Source organism: Roseateles sp. GW821-FHT09H10 (assembly GCF_059415865.1).
Genome location: NZ_JBWKOB010000006.1, coordinates 309,249 through 336,039, shown reverse-complemented (window position 1 = coordinate 336,039; position 26,791 = coordinate 309,249). Strand labels below are relative to the sequence as shown.

Here is a 26,791-nt window from a genome sequence, read left to right as displayed (position 1 = left end):
TCCCCACTTTCGAACAACAAACGCCACTGCAGCAGCAGATGGCCTTCGCGACGTGAGTTCTTCTCATGCGGCCCGCAGCCCCTCGGCGATGGCGGGCCTGACCCTCGGGGCACTCGGAGTGGTCTATGGCGACATCGGCACCAGCCCGCTGTACGCCCTCAAGGAAGTTTTCCATGGCGGCCATGTCGCCACCACGCCCGACAACATCCTCGGCGTGCTGTCCCTGCTGTTCTGGACGATGACCGTCATCGTCTCGATCAAGTATGTGCTGCTGATCCTGCGGGCCGACAACAACGGCGAAGGCGGCCTCATCGCCATGCTGGCCCTGGCGACCAATGCCGTGAACGACAAGCCGCCGCTGCGGCGCACGCTGATGCTGGTCGGCCTGTTCGGCACCGCCATCTTCTTCGGCGACGCCGTCATCACGCCGGCCATGACGGTGCTGAGCGCCATCGAGGGCATCGAGGTCTATGCGCCGCAGTACCACGATGCCGTGCTGCCGATCTCCCTCATCGTGCTGGCCGGCCTGTTCGCGGTGCAGCGCTTCGGCACCGGTGGCATCGGCAAGGCCTTCGGGCCGGTCATGCTGGCGTGGTTCCTGACCCTGGCGGCGCTGGGCCTGCCCCACGTCCTCGAGAACCCGCGCGTGCTGGCGGCCGTCAACCCCGTCTACGCGCTGAACTTCTGCCTGGAGTACCGCTGGGTCGCCTTCGTCGCGCTGGGCGCGGTGGTGCTCGTGGTCACCGGCGGCGAGGCCCTCTATGCCGACCTGGGCCATTTCGGCAAGAAGCCCATCCGCATGGCCTGGTACGGCGTCGTCATGCCGTCGCTGGTCGTCAACTACTTCGGCCAGGGCGCGATGCTGCTGAACGATCCCTCGGCCATCAAGAACCCCTTCTACCTGCTGGCGCCGTCCTGGGCCGAGATCCCGCTGTTCCTGCTCGCCATGGCCGCGGCCACGGTGGCCTCGCAGGCCCTCATCACGGCGGCCTTCTCGGTCACCAAGCAGGCCATCCAGCTGGGCATCATGCCGCGGCTGCGCATCGTGCATACCAGCGTGCGCGACACCGGCCAGATCTACGTGCCCTTCATCAACTGGAGCCTGTTCGCGCTGGTGGTGGTCGCGGTGGTGTTCTTCGGCTCGTCGAGCAAGCTGGCCGGTGCCTACGGCGTGGCCGTCACCATCGACATGACCATCACCACGGTGATGACCTTCTTCGTCATCCGCTACGGCTGGCGCTACCCGCTGGCGCTGTGCGTGGCCGCCACCGGCATCTTCTTCCTCATCGACGTCACCTTCCTGGCGTCCAACCTGTTGAAGCTGCTGCATGGCGGCTGGTTCCCGCTGCTGATCGGCGTCTGCGTGTTCACGCTGATGCTGACCTGGAAGCAGGGGCGCCGCCAGCTGTCCGACAAGCTGCGCGAGGACGCCATCGAGCTCGATGCCTTCCTGGAAGCCGTCTTCATCAACCCGCCGACGCGGGTGTCCGGCACGGCCGTCTTCCTGTCGTCGGAGAAGGGCAGCACGCCCAATGCGCTGCTGCACAACCTCAAGCACAACAAGGTACTGCACGAGCAGAACATCTTCGTCACGGTCAAGCACCACGAGGTGCCGTGGATTGCCCAGGAGAAGCGCTGCGAGGTCGAGGCCCTGGGCAACAACTGCTGGCAGGTGGCCCTGCATTTCGGCTTCAAGAACGAGCCCGACGTGCCCGAGGCGCTGGAGCAGCTGAAGAAGAAGCAGGGCGTGCAGCTCGACGAGATGGAGACCAGCTATTTCCTGAGCCGCGACATCATCATCCCGACCATCGGCTCGGGCATGGCGCTGTGGCGCGAGAAGCTGTTCGCCAGCATGCACCGCAACGCATCCGCGGCGGCCGACTTCCTGCACCTGCCAACCAACCGCATCGTCGAGCTGGGCTCGAAAGTCGAGATTTGAATCTGGCCACGCCGGAGCGCCGCCTGGGCGCCCGCCACGCCGGCGCCCTGTGCGTCGGCATGGTCGTCGGCGCCGGCATCTTCAAGACCTCGCCCATGGTGGCGCAGTCGCTGCCGGATGCGGCCCAGCTCTATCTGGCCTGGGCCTTGGGCGGCCTGCTGTCCTTTGTCGGCGCGCTGTGCTTTGCGGAACTCGCCGCGGCCTTTCCCGACGCCGGCGGCGACTATCACTTCCTGAGCCGCGCCTATGGCCGCCGCCTGGGCTTTCTGTTCGCCTGGTCGCGCTTCGCCGTCATCCACACCGGCTCCATGGCCCTGCTGGGCTTTGTCTTCGGCGACTACCTGGCCCAGGTCGTGGACCTCAGCCCCTGGCTGGGCAGCCATGCCAGCGCGGTGCTGGCCGCGGCGCTGATCGTGCTGCTGACGGGGCTCAACCTGCTCGGCGTGCGCGTGGGCCTGGGCACGCAGCTGGGGCTGACCACCCTCGTCATCGCCGGCCTGCTGCTGCTGGGCCTGGGCGCGCAGCAGTTCGGCGACCGCCCTGCGGTGACCCAGGGCGCGGCGACCGCCAGCGCCGACTGGGGCACGGCCATGGTCTTTGTCTTCCTGGCCTACGGCGGCTGGAGCGACGCGGCGACGCTGTCGGCCGAGATGCGCGACGAACGCCGTGGCATCGTGCGCGCGCTGCTGCTCGGCCTGGGTGTCGTCATGGCCCTCTATCTGCTGGCCAACTGGGCCTATGTCAGCGTGCTGGGATTGCCCGGGCTGGCGCGCAGCGAGGCGCCGGCGGCCGAGCTGATGCGAGTGGCCTTCGGGCGCGGCGCCGAGCTGCTGATGGTGGGCGTCGTCACGCTGACGGCCCTGTCGGTCATGAATGCCATCCTCATCGCCGGCCCGCGCACCACCTATGCGGCGGCGCGCGATCTCGCGGCCGAGTGGCGGTTGGCGCAGTGGAATGCGCAGCGCGGCACGCCGAGCGCGGCCATCGTCGCCACAGCCGTGGTGGCCCTGCTGCTGGTGGCCCTGGGCGACGCCACGCGCGGCGGCTTCTCGACCATGGTGGACTACCTCTCGCCGGTCTACTGGGCCTTCCTGGTGCTGAGCGGCGCCGCCCTCATCGTGCTGCGCCGCCGCGAACCCGGCAGGCCGCGGCCCTTCCGTGTGCCGCTCTATCCTTGGCTGCCGCTGCTGTTCAGCGCCTGCAGCGTCTACCTGCTGTGGGCGAGCCTCGCCTATGTGAAGGCCGGCGCCGTCGCCGGCGTGGCCGTGCTGGCCGCCGGCGCGCTGCTGCTGTTGCTGATCAGGCGGCGCTAGCCCCGCAGAGCAGGCGCCGCTCGATGCGCCCGTCGTGCACATGCACGACCTCGCCCTTTGACAGCGGCTGCCAGGACTCGGCGTCGTCCCCCAGCGGCTCGGACGCGATCGCCCAGCCGCCCGGCTGGGGCTTGAGGTAGAGGCTGGGCGGCTTGTCGTCGCTGGCCCAGCGCACGGCCCAGAGCTGTTCGCCATCGGCCAGGGCCGCCGAGAAGCGCAGCGGCGTCGTGATGCCGCGGGCCTCCATCTCGTCCACGGTGTCCAGCAGCACCTGGCGCGTCGCCGCTTCCACCGTCGCGCCGGCCTTCACGCGGCCCATGATGAGGAGGAAGAGCAGCTCGGAGTCCGTCGCACCGCGGCGCAGGTCGTAGAGCTCGTCGGACAGCTGCGCCTCCATGCCGCGGCGCAGGCGCGGGAAGTCGCCGATCTGGCCGTTGTGGATGAAGAGATAGGGCCCCAGGTGGAAAGGGTGGCAGTTCAGCCGCGACACGCCGCCGCCGGTGGCCGCCCGCACATGGGCCATGAAGAGGTGGGAGCGCACATTGGCACACAGGGCCAGCAGGTTCTCGTCGCTCCAGGCCGGCATCACCTCGCGGTAGACGCCCGGCGTGTCGCGCTCGCCATACCAGCCGATGCCGAAGCCGTCGCCATTGGTCACCGACTTGGCCTGTTCGGCCTGCAGGCTCTGGCGCACCAGCGAATGGCGCGGCTTGCAGACCAGGTCTTCCAGATAGATCGCGTCGCCCGAGTAGGCGAGAAAACGGCACATCCGCGTGCACTCCCCGTCATTGATGAAGTGGTGGCTATGCTGGATGCATGCGTTCCTTGCTGCAAGACTTTTCGCCGTCCACTGTTGTTGCCGGCTTCGTGGCGGTGCTGGTGGGCTACACCAGCTCCGTCGCCATCATCTTCCAGGCCACCGTCGCCCTCGGCGCCACGCCGGCCCAGACCGCCTCCTGGCTGTGGGCCCTGGGCCTGGGCATGGGCCTGACCAGCCTGGGCTTGAGCCTGTGGACGCGCCAGCCCATCCTGACCGCCTGGTCCACGCCCGGCGCGGCCCTGCTGGCCTCGACCTCGGGCGTCGAGATGCCCGAGGCCATCGGCGCCTTCATCGTCTGTGGCCTGTTGATCGCCTGGGCCGGCGCCAGCGGCTGGTTCGAGAAGCTGATGGATCGCATCCCCGTGGCCATCGCCTCGGCCCTGCTGGCCGGCGTGCTGGCCCGTTTCGGCCTGGACGCCGTCGGCAGCGTGAAGACGGCGCCCCTGCTCGTGCTCGCGATGGCCGCCGCCTATCTGCTCGGCCGGCGGCTGTGGCCGCGCTATGCCGTGCCGGGCGTGCTGATCGCCGGCGTCATCGTGGCCCTGGCCCAGGGGCGGCTGAGCTTCGCCGGCGTCGACACCTCGCAGCTGTTCGCGATGCCGGCCTGGACGGCGCCGGTCTTCACCTGGCATGCCGCCATCGGCGTGGCCCTGCCGCTGTTCATCGTCACCATGGCCTCGCAGAACCTGCCGGGCGTCGCGGCCCAGCGCGCCAGCGGCTACCAGACGCCGGTCTCGGCCAGCATCGCCGTCACGGGCGCGGCGACGACGCTGCTCGCACCCTTCGGCGGCTATGCCTTCAACCTCGCCGCCATCACGGCCGCCATCTGCATGGGCCGCGAGGCGCATGAGGACCCGGCGCGCCGCTACACGGCCAGCGTGGCCGCCGGGCTGTTCTATGTGCTGCTCGGCCTGGCCGGTGGCGCCGTCGCCATCCTGCTGTCGGCCTTCCCGCGCGAGCTCGTGGCGGCGATTGCCGGCCTGGCCCTGCTCGGCACCATCGCCGGCGCCCTGGCCACGGCGCTGAAGGACGAGGGGCACCGCGACGCGGCCATCCTGACCTTCCTGGTCTGCCTGTCCGGCATCAGCGCCTTCGGCATCGGCGCGGCCTTCTGGGGCGTGGTGGCGGGCGGTGTGGCGACGGCTGTGGCCAGTTTCAGGCGGTCGCAACCCTAGGCGGGCAGGGCGGGTAGCCCTGTGCAACACTGGCCGGATTGCACAGGCGCCCCGACCATGAAGCTGCTTTTCGTTGCCGACCCTCTCGACACCTTCAAGACCTACAAGGACTCCACCTTCGCGATGATGCGCGAGGCCGGCCGGCGCGGCCACAGCCTCGTCGCCTGCGAGGTGGGCCAGCTCGTCTGGCAGCGCGGCGGCCGCGTGACGGCGCGCAATGCGTTGGAGATCAAGCTGACCGGTGATGCGGACAACTGGTACACGGTTGCGTCGACCGGCGATGTCGCGCTGGCCGATGTCGACGCGGTGCTGATGCGCAAGGACCCGCCGTTCGACAGCGAGTTCTTCTACGCCACCCACTTGCTCAGCCAGGCCGAGCGCGAAGGCGCCAAGGTGTTCAACCGCGCAAGCAGCCTGCGCGAGCACCCGGAGAAGCTGGCCATCCTCGAGTTCCCGCAGTTCATCTCGCCGACCCTGGTGACGCGCGACCCGGCCGAGATCCGCGCCTTCCACGCCGAGCAGCGCGACATCATCCTCAAGCCCCTGGACGGCATGGGCGGCATGGGCATCTTCCGCGTCAAGGACGACGGTCTCAACCTCGGCTCCATCATCGAGACGCTGAACAAGGACGGCACGCAGACGGTGATGGTGCAGCGCTTCATCCCCGCCATCACCGAGGGCGACAAGCGCATCCTCATCATCGGCGGCAAGCCGGTGCCGCATTGCCTGGCGCGCATCCCGCAAGGCAACGAGGTGCGCGGCAACCTCGCCGCCGGCGGCAAGGGCGTGGCCCGCCCGCTCACCAGCCGCGACCGCGAGATCGCTGAGTACCTCGGCCCCATCCTGGCCGCCCGCGGCCTGCTGCTGGTGGGCCTGGACGTCATCGGCGAGAACGTCACCGAGATCAACGTGACCAGCCCGACCTGCTTCCAGGAGATCACGGACCAGAGCGGCTTCGATGTCGCGAAGATGTTCGTCGACGCGCTGGAGGCGGCGCTGCGCTGAGCAGGGCGGCCTTTCTTTTGGCCATGACCTGGCCATGAGCGACGATAGCGGCTCAACCAGCTCGTCGCGCCCATGCCATTCAACCGCCGCCAGTTCAGCCTCGCCCTCGCCGCCGCCTCCGTCATTCCTTCGGTTGCGCGTGCCCAGGACAGCAGCTTCGACAAGCTGACCGACAAGTTCCTCGAGGCCTTGTGGCGCGTGGACGGTGATGCGGCCGTTGCCGCGGGCCGCTTCGAATTCGCGCCGCGCATGACCCTGCCCAGCAGCGCCCAGCGCGAGCGCATGCGCGTCTTCCACAAGCGCTGGCTGGCCGAGTTCGAACGCCAGACCGACGCTTCGCTGAGCACCAGCCAGCGCATGGACCTCGCCTTGCTGACGGCCAAGATCAAGAGTGACCTCTGGCGCCTGGACACGCTGCGCGAATGGTCCTGGAACCCGGCCGAGCACAACCCGGCCGCGCCGCTGGACCTGCTGCTGAACACCGACTACGCGGCCCTGCCGGCGCGGCTGAAGGCCCTCAAGCCGCGCGTCGCGCAGTTGCCGGCCTACTACCGCGCCGCGGCCGCCAGCCTGTCGGGCGTCGCCCGCGAGCACACCGAGCTGGCCATCCAGCAGGCGCCGGGCGTGCTCGGCGTGCTGGACGACATCGCCAAGCGCGCCGCCGAAGCCGGCCAGGCGGCGGCATTCAAGGTACCGCTGGCCCAGGCCCGCTCTGCCGTGAACGGCTATGTGGCCCATCTGAAGAAGCTCACGCCGGCACGGGGCTTTCGCCTCGGCGCCGAGCTCTACGAACCCAAGTTCGGCCACGACATCCAGTCGGCCCGCACCGGCAAGGAGACCTATGAGCTGGCGCAGGCGCGCCGCGAGGAGGTGCTGGCCAGCATGCACACCCAGGCTGCCGCGCTGTGGCCGACGGTCATCGGCAGCGAGGCGCCGCCCAGCGACCGCTTCGTGCTGATCGGCCGCGTCATCGCCAAGCTCAGCGAGCGCCATGTGGCCCGCGAACGCTTCGTCGACGAGATCCGCGCCCAGATCCCGCAGCTGGAAGCCTGGGTGCGCGACAAGGACCTGCTGAGCCAGGATGCCAGCAAGCCCCTGGCCGTGCGCGAGACGCCCGAATACCAGCGCGGCGTGGCCGGCGCCAGTATCGAGGCGCCCGGCGCCTACCGGCCGCAGGACCGCACCTACTACAACGTCACGCCGCTGGATGACCTGACGCCCGAACAGGCCGAGAGCTCGCTGCGCGAGTACAACCACTGGATCCTGCAGATCCTCAACATCCACGAAGCCATCCCGGGCCACTACACCCAGCTCGTGCACGCCAACCGCGCGCCGAGCAAGGTGAAGGCCCTGTTCGGCAATGGCGCCATGGTGGAAGGCTGGGCCGTCTACGGCGAGCGCATGATGATCGAGAGCGGCTACGGCGCCTCGCCCGAGATGCTGCTGATGTACGGCAAATGGCATCTGCGCTCGGTCACCAACACCGTGCTGGACTACAGCGTCCATGTGCTCGGCATGAACGAAGCCGACGCTTTGGACCTGCTGGTGCGCCAGGCCTTCCAGACCGAACGCGAGGCCAAGGAGAAATGGCGCCGCGTGCAGCTGACCTCCGTGCAGCTGACCAGCTACTTCAGCGGCTACAGCGAGATTTTTGCGCTGCGTGAGGTGCTGAAGGCCAAGCCGGGGTTCAACCTGAAGGCCTTCCACGAGAAGTTCCTGAGCTATGGCAATGCGCCGGTGCGGCTCATCGCGGCGGAGATGAGCCGCTAGTTCGCGGAGCTCAACGCCACGCAACCAGGTCGACTTCCCGCATCCGTCGCAGCAAGCGGTCGTTCAACACATCGACGATTTCGGCCGTGGCGGCGGTCTGTCTGCTGAATGCGCTGATGCCATAGCTGATCTGCAGGGTTTCTTTCCAAAGGCTTTGCCCGGCGGTATCCAGCACCTCGACCTCCACGCTGAGGCCGGAGCCATCCCACTCCAGCAGGCTTCGGTTGAAGTGAATGTGTCCGCCAACCGCTCGCAGGCGCAGCAGATGGTCGGTGCCCGTGGCTTTCACCGATTCCAAGGTCTCGCGCACCTTGCTTTCGGCGCCTTTGCGCATGAAGACCAGCATGTCGCCTACACGGGCCTGTGCCGTCAGCCGATCCTGGTCCGAGATCGGTGCCACGCCATAGTCCCGTCTCGAGATGCTGATCTTCAGCTCAGGGCTCTCAACCCATTCGATGCGTTGAGCCGCCAGTCGAAAGCCCACCGGTTGATTGCGCGCTTCCAATAGCTGCTCGCGGCGGCTCTGCGCGGCAGTCTGCATGCCGGCTGCGAGCGCGCCAACGCCAAGCAGGGTGAAACGGAGCCAGGCGCGCCGGTGCTGGGAATCCATCGGTTTTCTTCTGAATGCTGATGCGATGCCGCGCATTATTCGGTGAACCGCCCGGCGGATCACAAGCTGAACCTGTCATGCACCCGCGGCGCCGACGCCTGGGCGTCATCCGCCACCCACACCGGCCCGGTCCCCTCATTGCGCCTCCACCGCCGCGGCACCCGGTCCAGCGCGATGAACCACGCCGTCAGCGTCCCGCTCGCATCGATGCGAAAGCGCATGAACCCCTTGTGGTCCTGCCCGTCCAGCGCCGAATAGCCGTTGTTGGTCAGCAGGCCCAGCCCTGACATCAGCGCCAGGTAGCTGCCGAAGATCAGCGCGCCCAGCGGGGCGCCGCACAGGAAAACGCCCAGGCCGACCAGGCTGGCGTGGGTGACGAGGCCGCGCAGGCTGTCGCGGTTGCGGATCCAGTCCCAGTCGCCCACCAGCTGGTGCAGGCCGAAGGTCAGCGTGAAGATGGCCGCCACATGCACGACGGCGTGGATGAAGCCTATGCCCCAGGTGGCGCCCCAGCGCCAGGCCTTGCCGGCGTCGGGCGGCAGCTCGTCGACGGCCTCGCTGCCCATGACCATGCAGCAGAAGGCCATCGCCGCATTGATCAGCAGGCTCAAGGGACTGAACACCATGGCCTTGAGCCACAGGGCGGCGGCCAGGCCGTATTCGTGCAGGTCGAACTCCCACAGTGGCCGGAACAGGTCGCGCTCGAAGGAGCGCGTGAACGGCGTGGAGTTCAGATAGGCGTTGAAGCAATACAGCAGTCCCAGCAGCAGCGCAAAGCTGTAGTTGCCGCCCCAGCCGCTGGCGTCCTGGCGGAACAGTGCCCACAGATTGCCTTTGCTGCCGGCCCGTGATGCGATGGCGTTGGGATAGGCCGTCAGCTCCTGGCGCTCGAACTCGCCGCTCGGATAGGCATCCTCGGTCAGGCCGATGGCCAGGGAAGGGTGGGTGGTGATGGGCTCGGGCGGGATGCAGTCGCGCGTGTCGAACTCGCGCAGCCGAACCGGCCGCGTCGTCGGCTTGGTGTGGGTCGGGTGCGTGAAGGCACCGCCGGTGCCGCAGGTGACGAGGCGGCCCCAGTTCACCGAGTCCCAGCGCATGTAGTGGTGCAGGTCGCCGGCCAGGCGCAGCTTGACGCGGCTGCGCAGCAGGCCTTCCAGGCGCTGGTAGCGCTTGGGGTGGCTCTCCTCGGCGCCATCGCCGATGGGGCGGGTCCAGTAGGGCTCCGGATAGATGAGCAGCACGCGGTCCTCGGCTTCGATGCGGTACTCGTTGCCGTCTTCCGTGATGAGGCCGCGTTCGCTGAGCAGGGCCTCGAACTGCTCGTACTGGTCGCGGTCGATGTCGTGGTCGAGGGCGAAGTCCAGGCCCAGGGCCCACCAGCTGCCGGGCAGCTTGATGCAGAAATAGGTCTGGCGCTGCGGGATCCTGGCGCCCAGCAGGGGGGCCGAGTCGTTGCGGCGCGTGAAGTAGCGGCTGAAGGTGGAGGCCGAGTCCATCCAGTCGTGGTTCTGCGGGATGGCGGCCAGCGTCAGGCGCCGGCCGCGCACCAGCGTCGGCTCATGGCTGTTGCGCACGGCCTCGAACATCTCGACGAAGCGATAGCGGTAGTCCCGGGTGCTGGCGGCGGGGTAGGCCAGGTCGCCGCCGAACAGCAGCAGCTGGCCGCGGGGCAGCGTCTCGCCGTCAAGGTGCATCTCGTCCGCCAGTGCGGCGGTCGCGACGGTATAGCAGGCATTGCCGCCGTCGCCGGTGTCGGCGATGAAGTCGAACCAGCATTCGCCCTGGAAGGCGCCTTCGGTCTCGGGCTGGCTGCGGTCGACGACCTTCATCGGCAGCGGCTGGCTCTCGCGGCCGTCGCGGTTGCGCAGCTGGTCCAGGGACGACAGCACCTGGCGTGCGGCCGTCCACAGCACATCGGGCTGGTACCAGGCGACGGGATGGCGGTCGTGGGGCGGGACGGCGCGGCCGAGCTTGGGTCGTGACATGGGTCGCGATGATCGTCGCATGGGGCGCCGCGTCAATATCGGTCTTGGGAAATCGGCGGCGGCGCGCTAACCTCCTCAAGCCTCGCACCCCACCCCAGGCTAGCCATGACCCACCCTGACACCCCGAAGGACGGCGACTTTGCTGCGTTTCTCGAGCGCAAGGCGTCCGGCGCTCCGCGCGACGACGTCTCCGCCGTGGCGCCACCCGCGCCGCAGAAACCGGCGCCATACGGCAAGGACCAGACCCTCGATGACGTGCTCGATGGCGAGGAGCCCACGCAGGAGCTGCTGGAAGAGATCGACGCCCTGGAGCACGCGCCGCCGCTCTCGGATGAGGAGCTGGCGCGCCAGGCCCTCGAGCACCCCGGCGCCGACGGCGATCCCAGCACGCCGGAGTAGCGTGCCGGCCTAGCGCTTTTCCTGCAGGCGGTGCCCCGCCGCCGCCTTGTAGGCGTTGATCTCGGCGGCGACTTCGGCGGGGTCGATGACGTCTTCCAGCCGCGCAAAGCCCTCGGGTGCCAGCGCCTCGACGCGATCCAGGATGGCGTCCAGCCCCTCGCGGCGGTTCATCTCGACGATGCGGGCACACAGCGGGCGGCGCTCGTCCTCGTAGACGGCCAGGGCCGTGTCGAGGTCGGCGTGATTCGTCAGCGCGTCGGCCAGGGCCCGGGCATCCATGATGGCCTGGGTCGCGCCATTGCTGCCGATGGGGTACATCGGGTGGGCCGCGTCGCCCAGCAGCGTCGAGGGCCCGAGGCGCCAGCGTGGCAGCGGGTCGCGGTCCACCATGGGCCATTCCAGCATCTGCTCGGCGCCCGTGATCAGAGCGGGCACGTCCAGCCAGTCGAAGCGCCAGCGGCCGAAGGTCGGCAGCAGGTCGTCCAGCCTGCCGGCGCGGCTCCAGTCGGCGCGGTCGGGGGCGGTCAGGCCCGGCGTGGCTTCCTGCACACGGCGGTCGGCGATCCAGTTGATGAGCTGCAGGCCATCGCTTTCACGCGGCGCGCCTATCGGATAGACGACGAACTTGGCCTGGCTGTGGCCAGCCTGCACCATGGTGCGGCCATCCAGGAAGGGCGGCGCCCAGGAGGTGCCGCGCCACATCATGACGCCACGCCAGCAGGGCGATCCTTCGTCCGGCGCCAGACGCTTGCGCAGCGCCGAGTGGATGCCGTCGGCGCCAACGATGAGGTCGGCCGCCAGCTCGCGCGGGCCGTCGGCCGTCTCGATCAGCGCGACGCTGCCATCGCGCACGCCGACGACGCGCTGGCCGCTCAGCACCGTGACCTTGGCCGAGGCTTCGCGCCACAGCATCATCTGCAGCTCGCCGCGGTGAATGCTGAACTGCGGGTGGCTGTAGCCTCCCTCGACGCCGCGCGGGTCGCGGTGGATGGCCTGGCCATGCTTGTTGGCGAAGACCAGGGCCGAGGTCTCGACGGCCATGCCGCGCAAGGCGGGCAGCAGGCCCAGGCCATCGAGCACGCCGACGGCATGCGGCAGCAGATTGATGCCCACGCCCAGGGGCTTGGGTTCACGAACCGACTCCAGCACGGTCACCTCGTGGCCGCGCGCCTTCAGCGCCAGCGCCGCCGTCAGCCCGCCGATGCCACCGCCTGCGATCAGAACTTTCATGACTTCAGGGTAAGCGAGATGGTTGCATACCGCAACTAAAACTAATCTGGCTGCGTGACCAAGATCGACAGCCTTCATGACATCACGCCCGAAGGCCTGATGCTGCCCGTGCCCGGCGTGGACTACGGCGCGCTGGACGGCCTGCTGGGCTATGCGCTGCGCCGCGCCCAGAACGCCCTCTATCTCGACTTCTACCGCGCCACCGCCGAGTGGGACGTCAGCCCGCAGCGCTATGCCGCCCTGGTGCTGATCGCCCGCAATCCCGGCCTGCGCCAGGGCCTGCTCGGCCAGGCCATGGGCCTGCACCGCAGCGGCGCCCTGCGCCTGACCGACTGGCTGACCGCCCAGGGTTGGGCCGAGCGCCGCGACGCGCCCGACGACGCCCGCGCCTGGGGCCTCTACCTGACGCCCGCCGGCAAGCGCCGCCTCGTCAAGCTGGAAGCCGCCGTCGCCGAACACGACCGCGCGCTGATCGCCGCCCTCGGCGAGCAGGGCGCCGCACTCAAGGCCGGGCTGGAGCGCCTGGCCTGGGTGGCCACCGCACAGAGCACCGCCCCCGATCACAAGCCCAGGAGACAGAAACCATGATGGACCGACGCCACGTTCTCGCCGCGCTTGCGGCCGCCCCCTTCGCTGCCCGCGCCCAGGCCCAGCCGCCGCGCATCCTCGTCGGCTTCCCGGCCGGCGGCTCGGTGGACACGACGGCCCGCCGCTTTGCCGAGTTTGCACGCGGCAAGCTGGCCGAAACCGTTCTCGTCGAGCAGAAGGTCGGCGCCGGTGGGCGCATCGCCATCGCCGGGCTGAAGGACGCCGCACCCGATGGCCAGACGCTGCTGCTCAGCCCGTCGTCGATGTTCACCATCTACCCGCACGCCTACCGCAAGCTGGCCTACAACCCAGCGACCGACGCCATCCCCGTCGCGCCGCTGGCCCTGTCGACCTGCGGCTTTGGTGTCGGCCCCCAGGTGCCGGCCACGGTCAAGACCCTGGCCCAGCTGGCCGACTGGTTCAAGGCCAACCCCGACAAGGCCGCCTATGCCTCGCCGGCCGCGGGTGCCATGCCCCACTTCCTGGGCAACCAATTCGAGCACGCCGCCGGCCTCAAGCTGACGCATGCGCCCTACCGCGGCGCCGCGCCCGGCATGCAGGACCTGATGGGCGGCCAGATTGCCTCGGGCTGCTTCTCCATCGGCGACTTCCTGCCCCATCTGGCCTCCGGCCGCGTGCGCCTGCTCGGCGTGACGGACAAGCAGCGCTCGCGCTTCGCGCCCGACGTCCCCACCTTCGAGGAGCAGGGCTTCAAGGGCATCGTCGGCGTCGAGAGCTATGGCCTCTTCGTGCCGGCCAAGACGCCCCAGGCCGTGGTCGACAAGCTCGCCGAAGTCGCCCGCAACGCGGTGCGCGAGCCCAGCGTCGTCGAAGCCCTGGGCAAGCTGGGCTTCGAGCCCCTGTCACTGGCCCCGGCCGACTACGCCAAGCGCCTGGCTGCCGAGCGCGATTACTGGGGGCCGGTGGTCAAGGCCTCGGGCTTCTCTTCGGACGATTAGCATCGGCGCTCCACCAAGGAGCTGCCCCCATGCCCTGGCGCCAACTGGCCCTCTCGCTGGCCGTCTGCCTGACCCTGAATGCCGCGCAGGCGGCAACCGACACCGCCCGCCTGCAGACCCTGCTGACCCAGCAGCAGTACGGCGCGGTGCGTGCGGATCTCGACACGCTGTTGCGCGCGAAGCAGCCGGACGCCGCCGAGCGCGAAGTCATCTACCAGTGGCTGTTCGCGCGCGACGACGGCGCCGCCATCGACCGCCGCACCCTTGGCGTGCTGAAGGACGGCAAGGTCGAGGCCGTGGACCTGCTCGCCGCCGGGCGCCTGGCCCTGGAGCGGCGTGATTTCGAGCGCGCCAGGGCCTGCTTCGAGCGCGCGCTGGAGCGGGCGACGCGGCCGGTCGACAAGGCCCAGGCCCTGCGCGGCCTGGGGGCGCGCCACTACCAGCTGCGCGAGTTCGATGCCTCGCTGCAGAAGCTGGAGCAAGGCCTGGCCGCCGAGCGCACGGCCGATGGCCTCAGCGCGCTGGCCGACACCCTGATCCGCCTCGGCCGCACCGAGGACGCCATCGCCGCGGCCGAGGGCGCCGTCGCATTGAACCCGCATCACGAGGCCGCCCACTACCTGCTGGGCAATGGCTATGTGCGCGAGAACTACACCCAGCTCAGCGAGCGCCTAGGCGATGGATTCGCGCCCTTGCTCGTCGACGTGCGGCGCGCCTCCGACGCCTTCGAGAAGGGCGATTTCGACGCCGCCGTGCAGACCGGCCTGGCCATCCTGCAGCGCTGCCCCCAGCTGGGCCGCGCCCATGCCATCGTGGCGCGGGCCCTGGAGTCGCAGCGCTTTCGCATCGATGTGCACCGCGCCGACTACGAGCGCCGCTTTGCCGCGATGCCCATGCCTCAGGTCCCCGGCATCGAGCGCTATGTGCTGAACTGGCAGGAACTGTCGCCGCGCCACCAGAAGCGCGTGGCGCTGTCCGTCGCGCCGTGGAAGGCCTTCATCCCGGTGCTGGTGGAGGGGGGCGCCACCCACTTCATCAAGCCGATGTGGATGCGTCTTTCCGAGACGCCCCAAGCCCATGCGCTGAAGGATGCCCGCATCGACTACGACTCGCGCCTGTGGGACGACGTGCGCGGCATGGGCGGCCACTTCACCGTCACCGGCATCGAGGACGTCGAGCGCAACATCTTCGACCGCTACAACACCGTGCTGCACGAGCTGACCCACCAGGTCCACGGCGTGCTGACGGCCGACCAGTCGCGCAGCATCGAGGCCCTCTACCAGCAGGCCAAGGCACGGGATGCCAAGACCCGTGACAAATCAAAGGGGGGGTTCCTGTCCCGCTACGCCGGCGGCTCGGTGTGGGAGTATTTCGCCGAGGGCGCCAATGCCGAGGCCTCGCCCCGGCGTGACGCCTACGACGGCCGCGAGATCGTGCGCGAGCGCCTCATCGCCATGGACCCGGCCCTGCGCGCCGCCATCCAGCGCTTCTATGCGCAGCGCGACACGCGCGCCAGCCTGCCCATCGCGCTGGTCAACGCCGGCTACCAGCGGCTGGAGGACGGCAAGCTGGCCGAGGCCCGGCCGCTGTTCGGGCGCGCGCTCAAGCTCGCGCCGACCGACGAGCGCGCGTTGACGGCCGAGCTCTATGCCCTGGCGATCGCTGGCGATGGCGCCGCCGTCGGCGAGCTGGCCACGCGCGCCCTGGCCGCCCACCCGCGCAGCGGTGCCGTGCGCACCGGCATTGCCGATGCCCTCTGGCATGGCGGCCGCCCGCTGGCCGCCGAGGTGCTGCCCGGCCTGGCCCGCGATGTCGAGGCCTTGAAGGGCGAGGACCGCTTCCGTGTCGACCTGGCCCTGGCCGACTACCACCGCCGCCTCGGCGACGTCGCGAAGGCACAGGCCGCCTACCAGGCCGTGCTGGCCTACCAGGGCGACCAGCCCGAGGCGCTGTGGGGCCGCGCCGCCACGCTGGCCCTGGCCGGCCAGTGGGACGAGGCCTTCAAACAGTACGAGGCCGTGCTGCGCCTGCGCACCGGCCTCGTGCCCCTGCGCCGCGACTATGCGCTGGACCTGCTGCGCGCCGGCCGCACCGAGGCCGCCCGTGCCCAGGTCAAGGCGACGCTGCTGCTCGATCCGACCGACCCCGACACGCTGGCGCTGAAGGGTTGGCTGGCCCTGGTCGACGGCGACGCCGCGGCGGCGCGCCGCGATGCCGAGGAGGGGCTGCGCCTCGGAGCCTGGAGCGACCTGGCCCTCATCGTGCAGGCGGCGGCCCTGCAGGCCCAGGGGCAGCGCGATGCCGCCCAGGCGGCCCTCGCGCCGCTGAAGCAGCGCATGGCCTCGAATGCGGCGCCGCGCTATGTCTACCGGCCCGAGAAGTCGGGCTGGTTCTCGGTGCATGAGCTGCCGGCCAGCGAGCGCCTGGTGATGGAGCTGCTCGTCAAGTGAAGTTCCTCAAGCGCCTGGAGGCCGCCCACCTGAACGGGCTCAGCGTGGCCCTGGGCGTCGCGACGACCCACTTCGCCGTCGGCGCGCTGTTCGGCGAGACGGCTGGCCTCGCGGCCGTCGGCGGCGCCGTCTGCGCAAGCCTGACCGACCTGCCCAACCCGCCGCAGCGCGTGCTGCCGCGCGTGCTGCCGGCCGCCTTTGCCGCTGCCCTGGTGACCTGGCTGGTCGGCCTGGCGGACGGTTCGCTGGCGCTGACGGTGGGCCTGGTCGCCGTCGTCACCTTCCTGTCGCTGATGACCCTGGCCTGGGGCCTGCGCGCCGGGCCGCTGTCCTTCGCGCCGGTGCTGGCCATGGTCTTCGCCATGGCCTGGGACCGCACGGCCGGCGCCGCCTCGCCGCTGGAGCATGCGCTGTGGGTGGGGCTGGGCGGCTGCGTCTATGCGGCCTGGGCGCGGGGCAGCGCCGTCGTGCTGCGCCACCGCCTGCGCGAGCTGGCCCTGGCTGCGGCACTGCGTGCCACCGAGAAGCGCCTGCGCTCGCGCGCCGGGCGCATTGCCGGCGCGGTGGGCGGGGCCGAGGCCCGCATCCGCGCCTCCATCGCCGACGACGTCGTGCTGGCCGATGCGCTGCAGGCCGCCCGCGACCAGGTCTTCGCCGCGAAGCGCTCGCCGCGCAGCCGCCGCCAGACCGATCTGGTCCTCGGCCTCATCGAGCTGCGCGACCTGCTGCTGGCCAGTCGTCTGGACACCGAGCTGCTGGGCCAGGACTTCCCTGGCCGCCAGTGGCGCGCGGCCCTGGCCGATGCACTGCGCCATCTGGCCGATGTGCTCGCGGCCCTGGCCAACGCGGTAGCTCATGGCGCGCCGCTGCCCGAGGTGTCCGCCGAGGCCTGGCGGCGCCAGCTCGCGGCGCGGCTGGCTGACGTCACTGCGCCGGCCGGCGACTCGCGCAGCCACCTCGTGTCGGCCCTGCAGTCGCGCGTGGGTCACATGCTGGACGATGTCAGCGCCATGGTGGCCCGCCAGGCCGCGGCCGACGACGCCGACAGCCCCTGGACGCCCGAGCGCCTGGCGCCCTTTGTGTCGCCCGAGGGTTGGCCGCTGGCGGCCCTCAAGCCCCATCTGACGCTGCAGTCCAGCGTCATGCGCCATGCGCTGCGCTCGGCCCTGGCCCTGTCGCTGGCCTACTGGCTCGGCGCCCTGCTGCCCTGGGCGGCTCATCCCTTCTGGCTGATGCTGAGCGTCGCCGTCGTGCTGCGCGGCAACCTCGAGCAGACGCTGTCGCGCCGCAACGAACGCATCATCGGCACCGTGCAGGGCTGCCTGCTCGTCATGTTGCTGGCCCATGTGGACTGGGTGCCGCTGTTGAGCCTGTGCTTCATCGCGGCCGTCGGCGTGGCCCATGCCTATGTGAACCGCCGCTACCGCGTGGCTGCCACGGCCGCCACGCTGATGGCCCTGTTGCAGCCGCTGATGCTGGCGCCGGGCAGCAACCCCTTCATCGGCGAGCGCCTGGCCGACACGCTGATCGGCGCCGGCCTGGCCTGGCTGTTCAGCTTCGTGCTGCCGTCCTGGGAGCGTGCGGCCCTGCCGCGGCTGGGCGAGCAACTGAGCGGCGCCCTGGCCCGCCATGCCGGCAACATGCTGCAGTGGCGGCCCAGCGCCGACGCGCTGCTGGCCCAGCGCCTGTCGCGCCAGCAGGCCTACACGGCGCTGGCGGCCCTGGCCGGCGCGGCCCAGCGCACGCGCGTCGAGCCCGAGAGCGTGCGCCTGCCCGAGGCCGAGATCGAATCGGCCCTGAGCCATGGCTATCGGCTGATGGCCCTGCTGGGCGCGGTGCAGCACCAGGTGCAGCGCCGCGCCGACCGCCTGGACGCCGCCAGGGCCGAGACCGCGCTGCCGCTGGCGCGCACGGCCTGCGTCGATATCCTCCAGGGCGAGCCGGCCACCGGCGCCGATCCCGCCGAGATCCCCGATGGCGATGCCGGCGCCTGGCCCGAACATCTGGGCCAGCAGGACCTGACCCCCTGGCTGCTGAGGCGCTTGCGCCTGTGCCGCCACGAATCGCGCGAACTCGTCGCCGCGCTGAATCAACTTCAACCCTCTGCAGGAGAAGCCTCATGAGCATCCAAACCCGCGCCGCCGTCGCCTGGAAGGCCGGCCAGCCGCTGACCATCGAGACCCTGGACCTGGAGGGCCCGAAGGACGGCGAGGTGCTGGTGGAGGTCAAGGCCACCGGCATCTGTCATACCGACGACTTCACGCTGTCGGGCGCCGACCCCGAAGGCCTGTTCCCGGCCGTGCTGGGCCATGAAGGCGCGGGCGTCGTGCTGGAGAGCAAGGTGCCGTGGTTGAAGGCGGGCGACCATGTGATCCCGCTCTACACGCCGGAATGCCGCGAGTGCAAGTTCTGCCTGAGCCGCAAGACCAATCTCTGCCAGGCGATCCGCTCGACGCAGGGCAAGGGGCTGATGCCCAACGGCACCTCGCGCTTCTCGCTGAACGGCGAGCCCATCTTTCACTACATGGGCACGAGCACTTTCTCCAACCACATCGTCGTGCCCGGCATCGCGCTGGCCAAGATCAGGCCCGACGCGCCCTTCGACAAGGTCTGCTACATCGGCTGCGGCGTGACGACGGGCGTGGGTGCCGTGCTGTTCACGGCCAAGGTGGAGGCGGGCGCCAACGTCGTCGTCTTCGGCCTGGGAGGCATCGGCTTGAACGTGATCCAGGGCGCCAAGATGGTGGGGGCCAACAAGATCATCGGCGTCGACATCAACCCGGCGCGCGAGAAGATGGCGCGGCAGTTCGGCATGACGGATTTCGTGAACCCGAAGGACGTTGGCAATGTGGTCGACCATCTGGTGCAACTGACCGATGGCGGGGCCGACTACTCGTTTGAATGCGTCGGCAATGTGCAGCTGATGCGCCAGGCGCTGGAGTGCACCCACAAGGGTTGGGGGCGCAGCATCATCATCGGCGTGGCACCTGCCGGCGCCGAGATCGCGACGCGGCCGTTCCAGCTGGTGACCGGTCGGCATTGGGAAGGGTCGGCGTTCGGTGGGGCGAGGGGCCGGACGGATGTGCCCAAGATCGTCGATTGGTATATGGACGGGAAGGTGCGCATCGACGAGCTGATCACGCACAAGCTGCCGCTGGAGAGGATCAACGAAGGGTTTGAGTTGATGCGGCGGGGGGAATCGATTCGTTCGGTCGTGGAGTTCTGATCTGGTTGGTTTAGCGGAGCGGGAGCTTCATCGTTGCATTGCCGGGACGGACTCCCGGCAATGCACCGAGTCCACACGGCTCTTCGTATAGCTACCGCTTCTCGGGCGGTAGGCCGGCCAGGCTCTCCACCAGCCGCGCATGCGCCTCCAGATCCACCGGCCTCAGCTTGGGCACCGTCCTCGCCGGATAGTCCCCCAGATAGTTGCCACCCTTCCAATTGCGCACCGGCCTCACCGGCCTCGGCACAAACCCGCCGCCGCAGTTCGGGCACACATTGCTCAACAGCCCCTCCGCGCATTCCACACAGAAGGTGCACTCAAAACTGCAGATGCGCGCCGCCGTCGATTCCGGCGGCAGGGCGACGTTGCAGTGTTCGCAGCTGGGTCGAAGTTCCAACATGGTCAGCGGCTCTTCCGATAAGGCTCGTCTTCGACGATGAAGTCCTGCTCGCGCAGCGCGTCGGCCACCCAGTCCTCGACGGCGGGGTGGGCCAGCAGGGCGTCGCGATAGGCTGCGGCGGCCTCGGACAGGGGCAGGCCGAAGCGGCTCAGCCGAACGGCCACCGGCGCGAAATAGGCGTCCGCGGCGCTGAATTCGCCAAACAGGAAGGGCCCGCCGCTGCCCTTCAGCGCATCGCTCCAGGCCGCATCCATGCGCGCCACGTCGGCGCGCAGTGCCGCGTCCTCGTCCCAGAGCTTCTGGCCGACTTCAGGGAAGAAGGCCTCGATATTCATCGGGCAGACGGTGCGCAGCCGCGTGAAGCCGGCATGCATCTCGGCGCACAGGCTGCGCGCGCGGGCGCGGGCCTTGAGGTCGCGCGGCCAGACGGCGTGTTCGGGGTGGCGATCGGCGATGTATTCGGCGATGGCCAGGGTGTCCCAGACCGTGAAGCCGTCGTCCTCGACGATGACGGGCACGCGCTTGGTGGGCGTGATGGCCCCGATGGCGCGGCTCCACTCCGAGCCCTCGCTGAAGTCGAAGCGCAGCAGCACCTCCTCGAAGGGAATGCCGAAGGCGGTCAGCAGCACGCCAGCGCGCATGGACCAGGACGAGTAGTTCTTGTTGCCGATATAGAGCTTCATGCGCGGGCCGACGTTGGGGAAGGGCGGAGCTTAGAGCGCTGACGGCCCATGTGGGATGAGCAATGCGCAAGAGATTGATGCGCGCCGGTCGCGGCCCGGCATGGCAGCATGCGAGCCACGCAACAGCCACGACGGGGAGGCCTCTTGGGCATGCACTACGGATTCGTCGCGGTGCCCGCGACCGTGCAAGCGCTGCTGGGTGAGTTCGCCGCGACCTGGCCCCGCTACCAGGTGAAGGACAGGGCCACGCTGCAGTCGCTGGACGCCTGGTTCGACTGGAAGCGCCAGCACGAACGCTTTGTGGCCGCCCGGGACTGGACGCCAGAAAAACCGGGCGTGGAGGTGCTCGGCTTTGTGCAGGACGGCGACTGGGCGCTGCTGCTCGATACCAGCCACGTGCTGACCACCGACTCGGAGGCCTTGGCGCGGTTGAGCACAAGCTTCGGGCGCTGCCTGTCCTTCGTCATCGAGACGGCGGGCGGCTGCGCGAGCTTCGCGGCCTTCCGCCAAGGGCAGCTCGAACGCAGCATCGACAACGTGGATGGCGAGGTGCGCCTGCAGGGCGAGCCCTTGCCGGAAGAGGCCGGGGTGGACGTCGGCGCCTACTACATGGACGAGACCGAGGCGCTGCAGCAGCGCTTCGGGTTTCGCGCGTTCACGGGCGCGCCGCCTGCCGCCGACATCATCGCCATGGCCGTCGTGGACGGTACGGACTACAGCGAGCAGCAGCGCCAGATCGCAGCCGCGGCAGCGGCCAAAAAGCCCTGGTGGAAGCTGTGGTGAGTGGGCAGCAGCCCTAGCGCCTTGCCCGCCAGGCGTCCAGCCGCGCGACACCCGCGCTGGGCGCCAGATAGGTCGGCAGCACCGCCTCCAGCGAACTCGGCGCGATGCCCAGGTCGGCCAGCCCGGGCAGTTGGCCGCCCGGCACATTGGGCACGCTCAGTGAAGCCAGGTTGTCACGCGACAGCAGCGGCTCGCCGGGCAGGCATTCCATGACGAGGGCCTGCAGCGTGGCCAGCGCATGCGGCAGGCGCAGCACGGGCCGTTCGTGGCCGGAGATGCGGCCCGCCAGACGCACCAGGGCTTGCAGTGTCAGCTCGCGCGGCCCGGCGATCTCATAGGTCTGGCCGACGGCCTCGCGGCGCAGCAGGGTCTCGACCAGGGCGCTGGCCAGGTCCTGCACCCATACGGGCTGCAGGCGCGCTCCAGAGCCACCGAGGGGCATCAGCGGGAACAGGCTCTGCAGCCGCGCAAACAGGTTGACGCTGTGGTCACCGGCACCGAAGACCAGCGAGGGGCGCACCAGCGTCAGCTCCAGCGGATGGGTCTGGGCGGCAACCTGCAGCGCCGCCTCGCCGGCAGCCTTGCTGCGCAGATAGCGCGATGGCGCATGCTCGGCCACGCCGAGGGCGCTGACATGCACGAGGCGGTGCACGCCCGCATCGTTCATCGCATGGGCGATGCGCTTGGGCAGCTCCACATGCACATGCTCGAAGGCCGCCGCGCTGCCCTGCAGGATGGCGACGAGATTGACGACGGCGTCATGGCCCGGCAGCAGGCGCGGCAGATCCTTGAAGACATCGGCCTGCACGACGGTGACGCCCGGCAGGCTCTGCACGGACTGGCCGCGCGGCAGCCGTCGCGTGGGCACGGTGATGCGCACATCGGCGCCGCAGCGCCTCAGCAGTTGCTCGCACAGCGCGCGGCCGACAAAGCCGCTGCCGCCCAGAACCAGCACTGACATGCTCATGACGCCTCCTTCACGCTGCGCGCCGCCACGCCGGGCGGGCGTGCGGGACTCATGACTTCCCATCCCCCACGGCCGCCGGCGGCACATCGCTGACGTCGGCCGCGGCAGCGCCCGCCGGGCCGACGCTGGATCCCAGGCGGCCGCGCAGCGAGGTGGCCGGCAGGCCCATGACCTGGGCGTAGACGGCGCCGCCGAGCAGCACCTTGCGGACATAGTCGCGCGTCTCGTTGAAGGGGATGTTCTCGGCCCAGATGGCCGCGTCGATGACGGGGCCATCGCGCCAGCGCGCCGGCCGGCCGGGGCCGGCGTTGTAGGCCGCGGCGGCCAGGGCCTGGGCGCCTTCAAAGCGGTCCAGCACCAGCTTCAGGTACTGGGTGCCGATGCGCAGATTGAAGTCGCGGTCGTGCATGAGCTCGGCGCTGTAGTTCAGGCCGGCCTTCTTGGCCGTCCACTTGGCCGTGGCCGGCATGACCTGCATCAGGCCGGCGGCGCCGACATGGGAGCGGGCATCCAGCACGAAGCGCGATTCCTGGCGGATCAGGCCGTAGACATAGGCCGGGTCGATGCCGCTGGCCTGGGCCTCGCGCTGCAGCTCGGCGCGGTGAGGCATGGGGTAGCGCTGGGCGATGTCGATCTCGGCCTTGGTGCGCTCGCTGGTGTTGATGCAGCGGTCCCAGACCTCGCGGTCGCAGGCCTCCTGGGCGGCCGCGAGCAGGGCGCGGTCATTCATGCCGCGCAAGGAGAAATTCCATTCGCGCACGCCTTCGCTGCGCAGGCCCAGGTCGATGAGGCGCAGCGCGCGCGTGAGGCCCGCGTGGCCGCGCGCCGCGCGTCTCTCCTCGGCTGTCAGTGGCGCCGGCGCGGGCGGCAGCGGCGTGGGCAGGCCGAGGTCCTCGGCGGCGAGGCGGCCGAAGTAGTTCAGCGGCGTGGTCGCCAGCGTCGTCAGCTGCACGCGCGCGGCGTGGCCATCGCCCTGCTGGCGGGTCGCGCGGGCCTTCCAGTAGGCCCAGGCCGGGTCGCGCTGCTCGCCGGCGCTCATGCGATCGATGGCGCGCAGGGCCAGGGCCGGCTGCTTGGCGCGCAAGGCGGCGCGGGCGGCCCAGGCGGCGGCGTCGTCGCTCCAGGGCAGGTCGGGCGCGAGCTTGTCGGCACGCTCGAAGGCGGCGCGCGCATCATCCTGCAGGCGCAGGGCTGATTGGCGGCCGATCTGCACCCACAGCCAGGCCTGCAGGTCGGCGGGCAGGGCCTTCCATTTGTCGCGCAGCAGGTCGCTGGCCTGACCCGCATCGTTGGCGGCGACGCGGGCCAGGGCCAGGGCCGTCAGTTCGGCCTCGGGCCGGGGCGAGGTGCGGGCCTGTCGCGTCAGATAGCGGCCGGCGTTGTCCTGCAGCGCGACCAGCTTCTGATCCAGCGGCTTGGCCGCCAGCAGTGCGACGGCCTGGCGAGCGGCGCGGGGGCGGCTCTGCTCGGTGGCCAGGCGGGCCTTGGCCCACAGGGTGTCGGGCTTGAAGTGGCCGGCCTCGACCAGGGCGCCGGCGAGCTGCAGGCAGCCGTCGTCGCCGTCCTTCTGGGCCAGCCAGGCCGTGCGGGCGGCGTCGACATCGATCTTGCCGCCGGCGACATGGTCGGCCAGCATGGCGTAGCAGGCGACCTCGCGGTCGTCGCGCATCTGGTAGCTCGCGTGGTCGCGCCGGAAATTCGGCCAGTCGCGGCGGCGGCCCAGCTCCAGCAGCCAGTCATTGCGCAGCCTGTCCTCGACATAGCTGCCGGGATAGCGGGCATAGAAGGCGTCCATCTCCGGCTGGCGCACCTCGGCCAGGCGGGCATTGAGGTCGAAGTACTCGACCCAGCCCGCCAGTGCATGGTTCTGGCTGCGCGCGGCTTCCGCATAGGCGGCCAGGCGCTTGCGGTCGCGCTTGACCCAGGCATCGCGGGCCTGCACGGCCAGGTCGTTGTCGGAAGAAGGGGCCGGGGCGGCATCGGCGCTCAACGCCACCGACAGCAGCAGGGACAGCGCCCCGCGGCTCATGCATTGAAGAAAAAGAACTCGACCACCCATCTGACTCATGCGCTTCATGCCCCGCAACTGCTTCACCTGGCGTGCGCACCGGTCAGCTGGCCGAGCGCCGCGCCTTGGTCCTGAATTTAACCCAGGGAAACCCGTGGCTTCGCGCTTTACGCAGGCGCACGCCTTGCCCACGAGTTAGGGGCTGGAGATAGCGCTATCTCTTCCTTAATCTTGGCCGCCAGTCGACCAGGAGACCGTGGATGAAGACCGCTGCCGCACGACGCCTGTGGATGGGGGCTTCGGCCCTGCTGCTGAGCCTGGCCGCCCAGGCCAACCCCGCCATCTACCCGACGCCCGGCACCCAGGCCCCGTCCAGCAGCTTCACGGCGGGCGCCACGGGGACGCTGGTGGCTTACTACACGGGCGAGGCGGGTGGCTTCACCAACCTGGTCGGCGTGCGCATCAACGGCGTGGACGGCGCGCCCGGCCTGGACAACCATGCCAGCGCCTATGGACAGACCTTCGCGCTCGGGCAGGTGACGGCCGGCGACACGCTGGTGTTCTTCATCGATGCCAACAGCGGCGCGGCGCGCTATTACAGCGATGTCAGCCTGAACAGCGATGGCGTCAACCATGTCTGGGCGGCGCCCTTTGCCGGCGACGCCCAGGTGCCGGCCGGCACCAACCTGGCCTTCGAGGACCTGCCCGGCGGCGGCGACTTCAACTACCGCGACCACAGCTTCGTCTACCAGATCGCGGCCGTGCCGGAGCCGGCGAATGCGGCCCTGCTGCTGGGCGGTATGGCCCTGCTGGCCTGGCGCCGCCGCAGGCCCTAGTCCGCCGCGTCCAGGTTCCAGCCTTCGATCTCGAAGCGCAGCCGGCCGCGGATGCCGGGGTTGGTCGGCTTCATCTTGCCGTTGGCGGCGATGGTGCTGCTGTCGAAGGGCACGCTGACCTCGATGCGGCCCGACTTGAGCTGCTTGGCGGCGATCTCGGTGTCGGCCATGGACACGCCGGCGTCCTGCCAGGCGTACTTGACCTTCCAGGCCTCGCCCTCGGCGGCCGGCGGCACCATCTCCAGAATCAGCGCGTTGCGGAACAGATAGCCGCCCTCGAAGTGCTCGTTGAGCCACAGCCGCTTCTCGATCTCGTAGTCGGGCACGCGCACGCCCAGCGTCATGCCATAGGCCAGCGAGCGGCGGCGCGGGTTGACCTTGGCCCGGTTGGCGAGGAAGACGCTGCTGAGGTAGAGGCTCGCGTCCTTCTTCCAGTTGGCGTGGGCCACGCAGGCGACGGAGTCCTCCTCGGTGGTGCGCCGCGTCAGATACCAGAGCTTGCCGCGCGGCGAGGCCTGCACCTCGATCTGGTAGAGGGCATTGATGGCACGGCCGGCGTCGGCCTCCTCCTGCACCTTGTCGGGCAGGCGGATGTCCTCGATCTCCAGCCACAGGTCCACGCGCACATCACCGAACAGGAAGCGCGCCAGGTTCTGGAAGCCCTCCTCGCTGTTGACGATGCCGAAATAGCCCGAGTGGGCGCGGTAGACGAAGGCCTTGGCACATTGGTCGGTGATGCCGCCCTTGGCGTCCAGGCCGCACAGCGTCGCGTTCTCGATCTTGACCAGGCCGTCGCTGCCGTGGCCGACGAAGCTGCGCGACATGCCGGCGGCGGCTTCATAGTCGAGCCGGTTGGTGCCGATCAGCGTGAACACGCGCCGCGACGGGAAGCGGGCTTCGGGGATGAGGTCGACGCGCTTGTGCTTCTTCGCGGCCGCGGCCAGGTCGAGGTAGGCCGGCATGCGCTTGTCGCGGTCGAAGTTGGAGATGTCGTTGACACTCAGCCAGGACGGGATGTTCTGGCCCAGCACGTCGATGCCGTTGTGCGGCGTCGCGTAGGTGAAGAACTTGTCGACGAGCTTTGCGACCTTCTCGGTATCCAGGGCCGCGTTCTGCAGGAAGGCGCGGCAGACCAGGCCGCCCATGGAGTGGGCGACGAGATAGCAGCGGAAGTCGGCGGGCTTGATCTTGTTGTCGGGGTTCTTGCAGACCAGGTCCCGCACCCGCGCCACCAGCTTTGACAGGCCCTGGGCGAAGTCCTCGATCTCCGGCGTCTTGCCGCTGCCGAGGTAGGAGGAGGCGGCGTCGTAGTAGCGGTAGATGACGATGCAGCGGCTGCCGAGCTTGTTGTCGGTCGGCTTGCCCAGGGAGTCGGACTCCCACTCGGGGTCGACGATGTCGTAGCCGTCCTCGTAGACGTCCTGGTAGCCGTACTCCGAGGCCAGGCGCACGACGGGCGACTCGAAGACGTATTTGCGCGGTCTCTCGTCCTTCTTCGGCACGGCGCGGTACATGGTCGAGCCGAGGTTGAAGCCGCAGAAAGGGTCGGCCGTGGTCTCGTCGATCTCGCCGCGCGACATCGCGTAGCCGCGCACATAGATGATGGGATGGAAGGGGGCGTCGGGCGTGGGCATGGCGGCTTCCC

Annotated in this window: 22 protein-coding genes; 13 read left to right on the top strand and 9 right to left on the bottom strand. The window is 69.7% G+C overall.

Features of this window, described 5'->3' with window-relative positions; all coding sequences use genetic code 11:
* Positions 1–88: 88 nt before the first annotated feature.
* Together AC07OY_RS25375 and AC07OY_RS25370 are read left to right on the top strand one after the other, a co-directional pair.
* Positions 89–1,939 carry a potassium transporter Kup gene (locus AC07OY_RS25375; protein ID WP_495045512.1) on the top strand — a complete coding sequence of 617 codons (1,851 nt, stop codon included), beginning with the start codon at positions 89–91 and terminating at the stop codon, positions 1,937–1,939.
* On the top strand, positions 1,936–3,252 hold the full coding sequence (locus AC07OY_RS25370; protein ID WP_495045371.1) for an APC family permease: 1,317 nt from the start codon (positions 1,936–1,938) through the stop codon (positions 3,250–3,252). Before AC07OY_RS25375 ends, AC07OY_RS25370 begins: the two co-directional genes overlap by 4 nt.
* On the opposite strand, the gene AC07OY_RS25365 is transcribed toward AC07OY_RS25370, so the two are convergent.
* The gene (locus AC07OY_RS25365) at positions 3,239–4,021 is read right to left on the bottom strand and encodes a class II glutamine amidotransferase (protein ID WP_495045370.1); all 783 of its coding nucleotides are present in this window, start codon (positions 4,019–4,021) and stop codon (positions 3,239–3,241) included. The genes AC07OY_RS25370 and AC07OY_RS25365 overlap by 14 nt on opposite strands.
* 47 nt (positions 4,022–4,068) lie before the next feature.
* Between AC07OY_RS25365 and AC07OY_RS25360 the strand changes: the two genes are divergently transcribed.
* From AC07OY_RS25360 to AC07OY_RS25350, 3 genes are all read left to right on the top strand, one after another.
* On the top strand, positions 4,069–5,247 hold the full coding sequence (locus AC07OY_RS25360; RefSeq protein ID WP_495045369.1) for a benzoate/H(+) symporter BenE family transporter: 1,179 nt from the start codon (positions 4,069–4,071) through the stop codon (positions 5,245–5,247).
* A gap of 57 nt (positions 5,248–5,304) precedes the next feature.
* Positions 5,305–6,252, top strand: coding sequence for a glutathione synthase (gene gshB / locus AC07OY_RS25355; protein ID WP_495045368.1), 948 nt, complete (start codon positions 5,305–5,307; stop codon positions 6,250–6,252).
* A gap of 72 nt (positions 6,253–6,324) precedes the next feature.
* The gene (locus AC07OY_RS25350) at positions 6,325–8,022 is read left to right on the top strand and encodes a DUF885 domain-containing protein (RefSeq protein ID WP_495045367.1); all 1,698 of its coding nucleotides are present in this window, start codon (positions 6,325–6,327) and stop codon (positions 8,020–8,022) included.
* A 10-nt stretch (positions 8,023–8,032) separates the two neighbouring features.
* Here AC07OY_RS25350 and AC07OY_RS25345 read toward each other — a convergent pair whose 3' ends face one another.
* Together AC07OY_RS25345 and AC07OY_RS25340 are read right to left on the bottom strand one after the other, a co-directional pair.
* Positions 8,033–8,632, bottom strand: coding sequence for a hypothetical protein (locus tag AC07OY_RS25345; protein ID WP_495045366.1), 600 nt, complete (start codon positions 8,630–8,632; stop codon positions 8,033–8,035).
* Positions 8,633–8,691: 59 nt separating this feature from the next.
* Positions 8,692–10,617: a hypothetical protein gene (locus AC07OY_RS25340; protein ID WP_495045365.1), complete on the bottom strand. Its 1,926-nt coding sequence runs from the start codon at positions 10,615–10,617 to the stop codon at positions 8,692–8,694.
* A 105-nt stretch (positions 10,618–10,722) separates the two neighbouring features.
* Here AC07OY_RS25340 and AC07OY_RS25335 point away from each other — a divergent pair, with 105 nt between their 5' ends.
* Positions 10,723–11,016, top strand: a complete 294-nt coding sequence (locus tag AC07OY_RS25335) for a hypothetical protein (protein WP_495045364.1) — start codon at positions 10,723–10,725, stop codon at positions 11,014–11,016.
* Positions 11,017–11,025: 9 nt separating this feature from the next.
* Here the strand turns inward: AC07OY_RS25335 and AC07OY_RS25330 are convergent, their stop codons facing one another.
* Positions 11,026–12,246 (bottom strand): flavin-dependent oxidoreductase, encoded by a 1,221-nt coding sequence (locus AC07OY_RS25330; protein ID WP_495045363.1) that lies wholly within the window; start codon positions 12,244–12,246, stop codon positions 11,026–11,028.
* A 54-nt stretch (positions 12,247–12,300) separates the two neighbouring features.
* On the opposite strand from AC07OY_RS25330, the gene AC07OY_RS25325 reads away from it, so the two are divergent.
* The 5 genes from AC07OY_RS25325 to AC07OY_RS25305 are packed head-to-tail and all read left to right on the top strand — an operon-like array spanning position 12,301 to position 19,469.
* Positions 12,301–12,834 (top strand): MarR family winged helix-turn-helix transcriptional regulator, encoded by a 534-nt coding sequence (locus tag AC07OY_RS25325; protein WP_495045362.1) that lies wholly within the window; start codon positions 12,301–12,303, stop codon positions 12,832–12,834.
* On the top strand, positions 12,831–13,793 hold the full coding sequence (locus AC07OY_RS25320) for a Bug family tripartite tricarboxylate transporter substrate binding protein (protein ID WP_495045361.1): 963 nt from the start codon (positions 12,831–12,833) through the stop codon (positions 13,791–13,793). Before AC07OY_RS25325 ends, AC07OY_RS25320 begins: the two co-directional genes overlap by 4 nt.
* A gap of 29 nt (positions 13,794–13,822) precedes the next feature.
* Complete coding sequence (locus tag AC07OY_RS25315) at positions 13,823–16,243, top strand: tetratricopeptide repeat protein (protein WP_495045360.1); 2,421 nt, start codon at positions 13,823–13,825, stop codon at positions 16,241–16,243.
* Positions 16,240–18,366, top strand: coding sequence for an FUSC family protein (locus tag AC07OY_RS25310; RefSeq protein WP_495045359.1), 2,127 nt, complete (start codon positions 16,240–16,242; stop codon positions 18,364–18,366). Before AC07OY_RS25315 ends, AC07OY_RS25310 begins: the two co-directional genes overlap by 4 nt.
* 2 nt (positions 18,367–18,368) lie before the next feature.
* The gene (locus AC07OY_RS25305; RefSeq protein ID WP_495045511.1) at positions 18,369–19,469 is read left to right on the top strand and encodes an S-(hydroxymethyl)glutathione dehydrogenase/class III alcohol dehydrogenase; all 1,101 of its coding nucleotides are present in this window, start codon (positions 18,369–18,371) and stop codon (positions 19,467–19,469) included.
* Between the two features lie 91 nt (positions 19,470–19,560).
* Here the strand turns inward: AC07OY_RS25305 and AC07OY_RS25300 are convergent, their stop codons facing one another.
* Both AC07OY_RS25300 and AC07OY_RS25295 read right to left on the bottom strand, forming a co-directional pair.
* The gene (locus AC07OY_RS25300; RefSeq protein WP_495045358.1) at positions 19,561–19,869 is read right to left on the bottom strand and encodes a DUF1272 domain-containing protein; all 309 of its coding nucleotides are present in this window, start codon (positions 19,867–19,869) and stop codon (positions 19,561–19,563) included.
* Between the two features lie 2 nt (positions 19,870–19,871).
* The gene (locus AC07OY_RS25295) at positions 19,872–20,552 is read right to left on the bottom strand and encodes a glutathione S-transferase family protein (RefSeq protein ID WP_495045357.1); all 681 of its coding nucleotides are present in this window, start codon (positions 20,550–20,552) and stop codon (positions 19,872–19,874) included.
* 150 nt (positions 20,553–20,702) lie between these two features.
* On the opposite strand from AC07OY_RS25295, the gene AC07OY_RS25290 reads away from it, so the two are divergent.
* Entirely contained in the window at positions 20,703–21,335 is a 633-nt protein-coding gene (locus AC07OY_RS25290) for a hypothetical protein (RefSeq protein WP_495045356.1), read from the top strand.
* Between the two features lie 13 nt (positions 21,336–21,348).
* On the opposite strand, the gene AC07OY_RS25285 is transcribed toward AC07OY_RS25290, so the two are convergent.
* Together AC07OY_RS25285 and AC07OY_RS25280 are read right to left on the bottom strand one after the other, a co-directional pair.
* Positions 21,349–22,302, bottom strand: a complete 954-nt coding sequence (locus AC07OY_RS25285) for a complex I NDUFA9 subunit family protein (RefSeq protein ID WP_495045355.1) — start codon at positions 22,300–22,302, stop codon at positions 21,349–21,351.
* 49 nt (positions 22,303–22,351) lie between these two features.
* Entirely contained in the window at positions 22,352–24,331 is a 1,980-nt protein-coding gene (locus AC07OY_RS25280; protein ID WP_495045354.1) for a lytic transglycosylase domain-containing protein, read from the bottom strand.
* A gap of 239 nt (positions 24,332–24,570) precedes the next feature.
* On the opposite strand from AC07OY_RS25280, the gene AC07OY_RS25275 reads away from it, so the two are divergent.
* Entirely contained in the window at positions 24,571–25,146 is a 576-nt protein-coding gene (locus tag AC07OY_RS25275; RefSeq protein ID WP_495045353.1) for a DUF4114 domain-containing protein, read from the top strand.
* Here AC07OY_RS25275 and AC07OY_RS25270 read toward each other — a convergent pair.
* Complete coding sequence (locus AC07OY_RS25270; RefSeq protein ID WP_495045351.1) at positions 25,143–26,780, bottom strand: esterase/lipase family protein; 1,638 nt, start codon at positions 26,778–26,780, stop codon at positions 25,143–25,145. The two genes, AC07OY_RS25275 and AC07OY_RS25270, sit on opposite strands and share 4 nt — an antisense overlap.
* Positions 26,781–26,791: the final 11 nt, after the last annotated feature.

Bases quoted from the DNA above. Each gene is read 5' to 3' on its own strand.
- AC07OY_RS25375 (WP_495045512.1), top strand. From the start codon at position 89: ATGGCGGGCCTGACCCTCGGGGCACTCGGAGTGGTCTATGGCGACATC.
- AC07OY_RS25365 (WP_495045370.1), bottom strand. From the start codon at position 4,021: ATGTGCCGTTTTCTCGCCTACTCGGGCGACGCGATCTATCTGGAAGAC.
- AC07OY_RS25360 (WP_495045369.1), top strand. From the start codon at position 4,069: ATGCGTTCCTTGCTGCAAGACTTTTCGCCGTCCACTGTTGTTGCCGGC.
- gshB (WP_495045368.1), top strand. From the start codon at position 5,305: ATGAAGCTGCTTTTCGTTGCCGACCCTCTCGACACCTTCAAGACCTAC.
- AC07OY_RS25350 (WP_495045367.1), top strand. From the start codon at position 6,325: ATGCCATTCAACCGCCGCCAGTTCAGCCTCGCCCTCGCCGCCGCCTCC.
- AC07OY_RS25345 (WP_495045366.1), bottom strand. From the start codon at position 8,632: ATGGATTCCCAGCACCGGCGCGCCTGGCTCCGTTTCACCCTGCTTGGC.
- AC07OY_RS25340 (WP_495045365.1), bottom strand. From the start codon at position 10,617: ATGTCACGACCCAAGCTCGGCCGCGCCGTCCCGCCCCACGACCGCCAT.
- AC07OY_RS25335 (WP_495045364.1), top strand. From the start codon at position 10,723: ATGACCCACCCTGACACCCCGAAGGACGGCGACTTTGCTGCGTTTCTC.
- AC07OY_RS25330 (WP_495045363.1), bottom strand. From the start codon at position 12,246: ATGAAAGTTCTGATCGCAGGCGGTGGCATCGGCGGGCTGACGGCGGCG.
- AC07OY_RS25320 (WP_495045361.1), top strand. From the start codon at position 12,831: ATGATGGACCGACGCCACGTTCTCGCCGCGCTTGCGGCCGCCCCCTTC.
- AC07OY_RS25315 (WP_495045360.1), top strand. From the start codon at position 13,823: ATGCCCTGGCGCCAACTGGCCCTCTCGCTGGCCGTCTGCCTGACCCTG.
- AC07OY_RS25300 (WP_495045358.1), bottom strand. From the start codon at position 19,869: ATGTTGGAACTTCGACCCAGCTGCGAACACTGCAACGTCGCCCTGCCG.
- AC07OY_RS25295 (WP_495045357.1), bottom strand. From the start codon at position 20,552: ATGAAGCTCTATATCGGCAACAAGAACTACTCGTCCTGGTCCATGCGC.
- AC07OY_RS25290 (WP_495045356.1), top strand. From the start codon at position 20,703: ATGCACTACGGATTCGTCGCGGTGCCCGCGACCGTGCAAGCGCTGCTG.
- AC07OY_RS25285 (WP_495045355.1), bottom strand. From the start codon at position 22,302: ATGAGCATGTCAGTGCTGGTTCTGGGCGGCAGCGGCTTTGTCGGCCGC.
- AC07OY_RS25280 (WP_495045354.1), bottom strand. From the start codon at position 24,331: ATGAGCCGCGGGGCGCTGTCCCTGCTGCTGTCGGTGGCGTTGAGCGCC.
- AC07OY_RS25275 (WP_495045353.1), top strand. From the start codon at position 24,571: ATGAAGACCGCTGCCGCACGACGCCTGTGGATGGGGGCTTCGGCCCTG.
- AC07OY_RS25270 (WP_495045351.1), bottom strand. From the start codon at position 26,780: ATGCCCACGCCCGACGCCCCCTTCCATCCCATCATCTATGTGCGCGGC.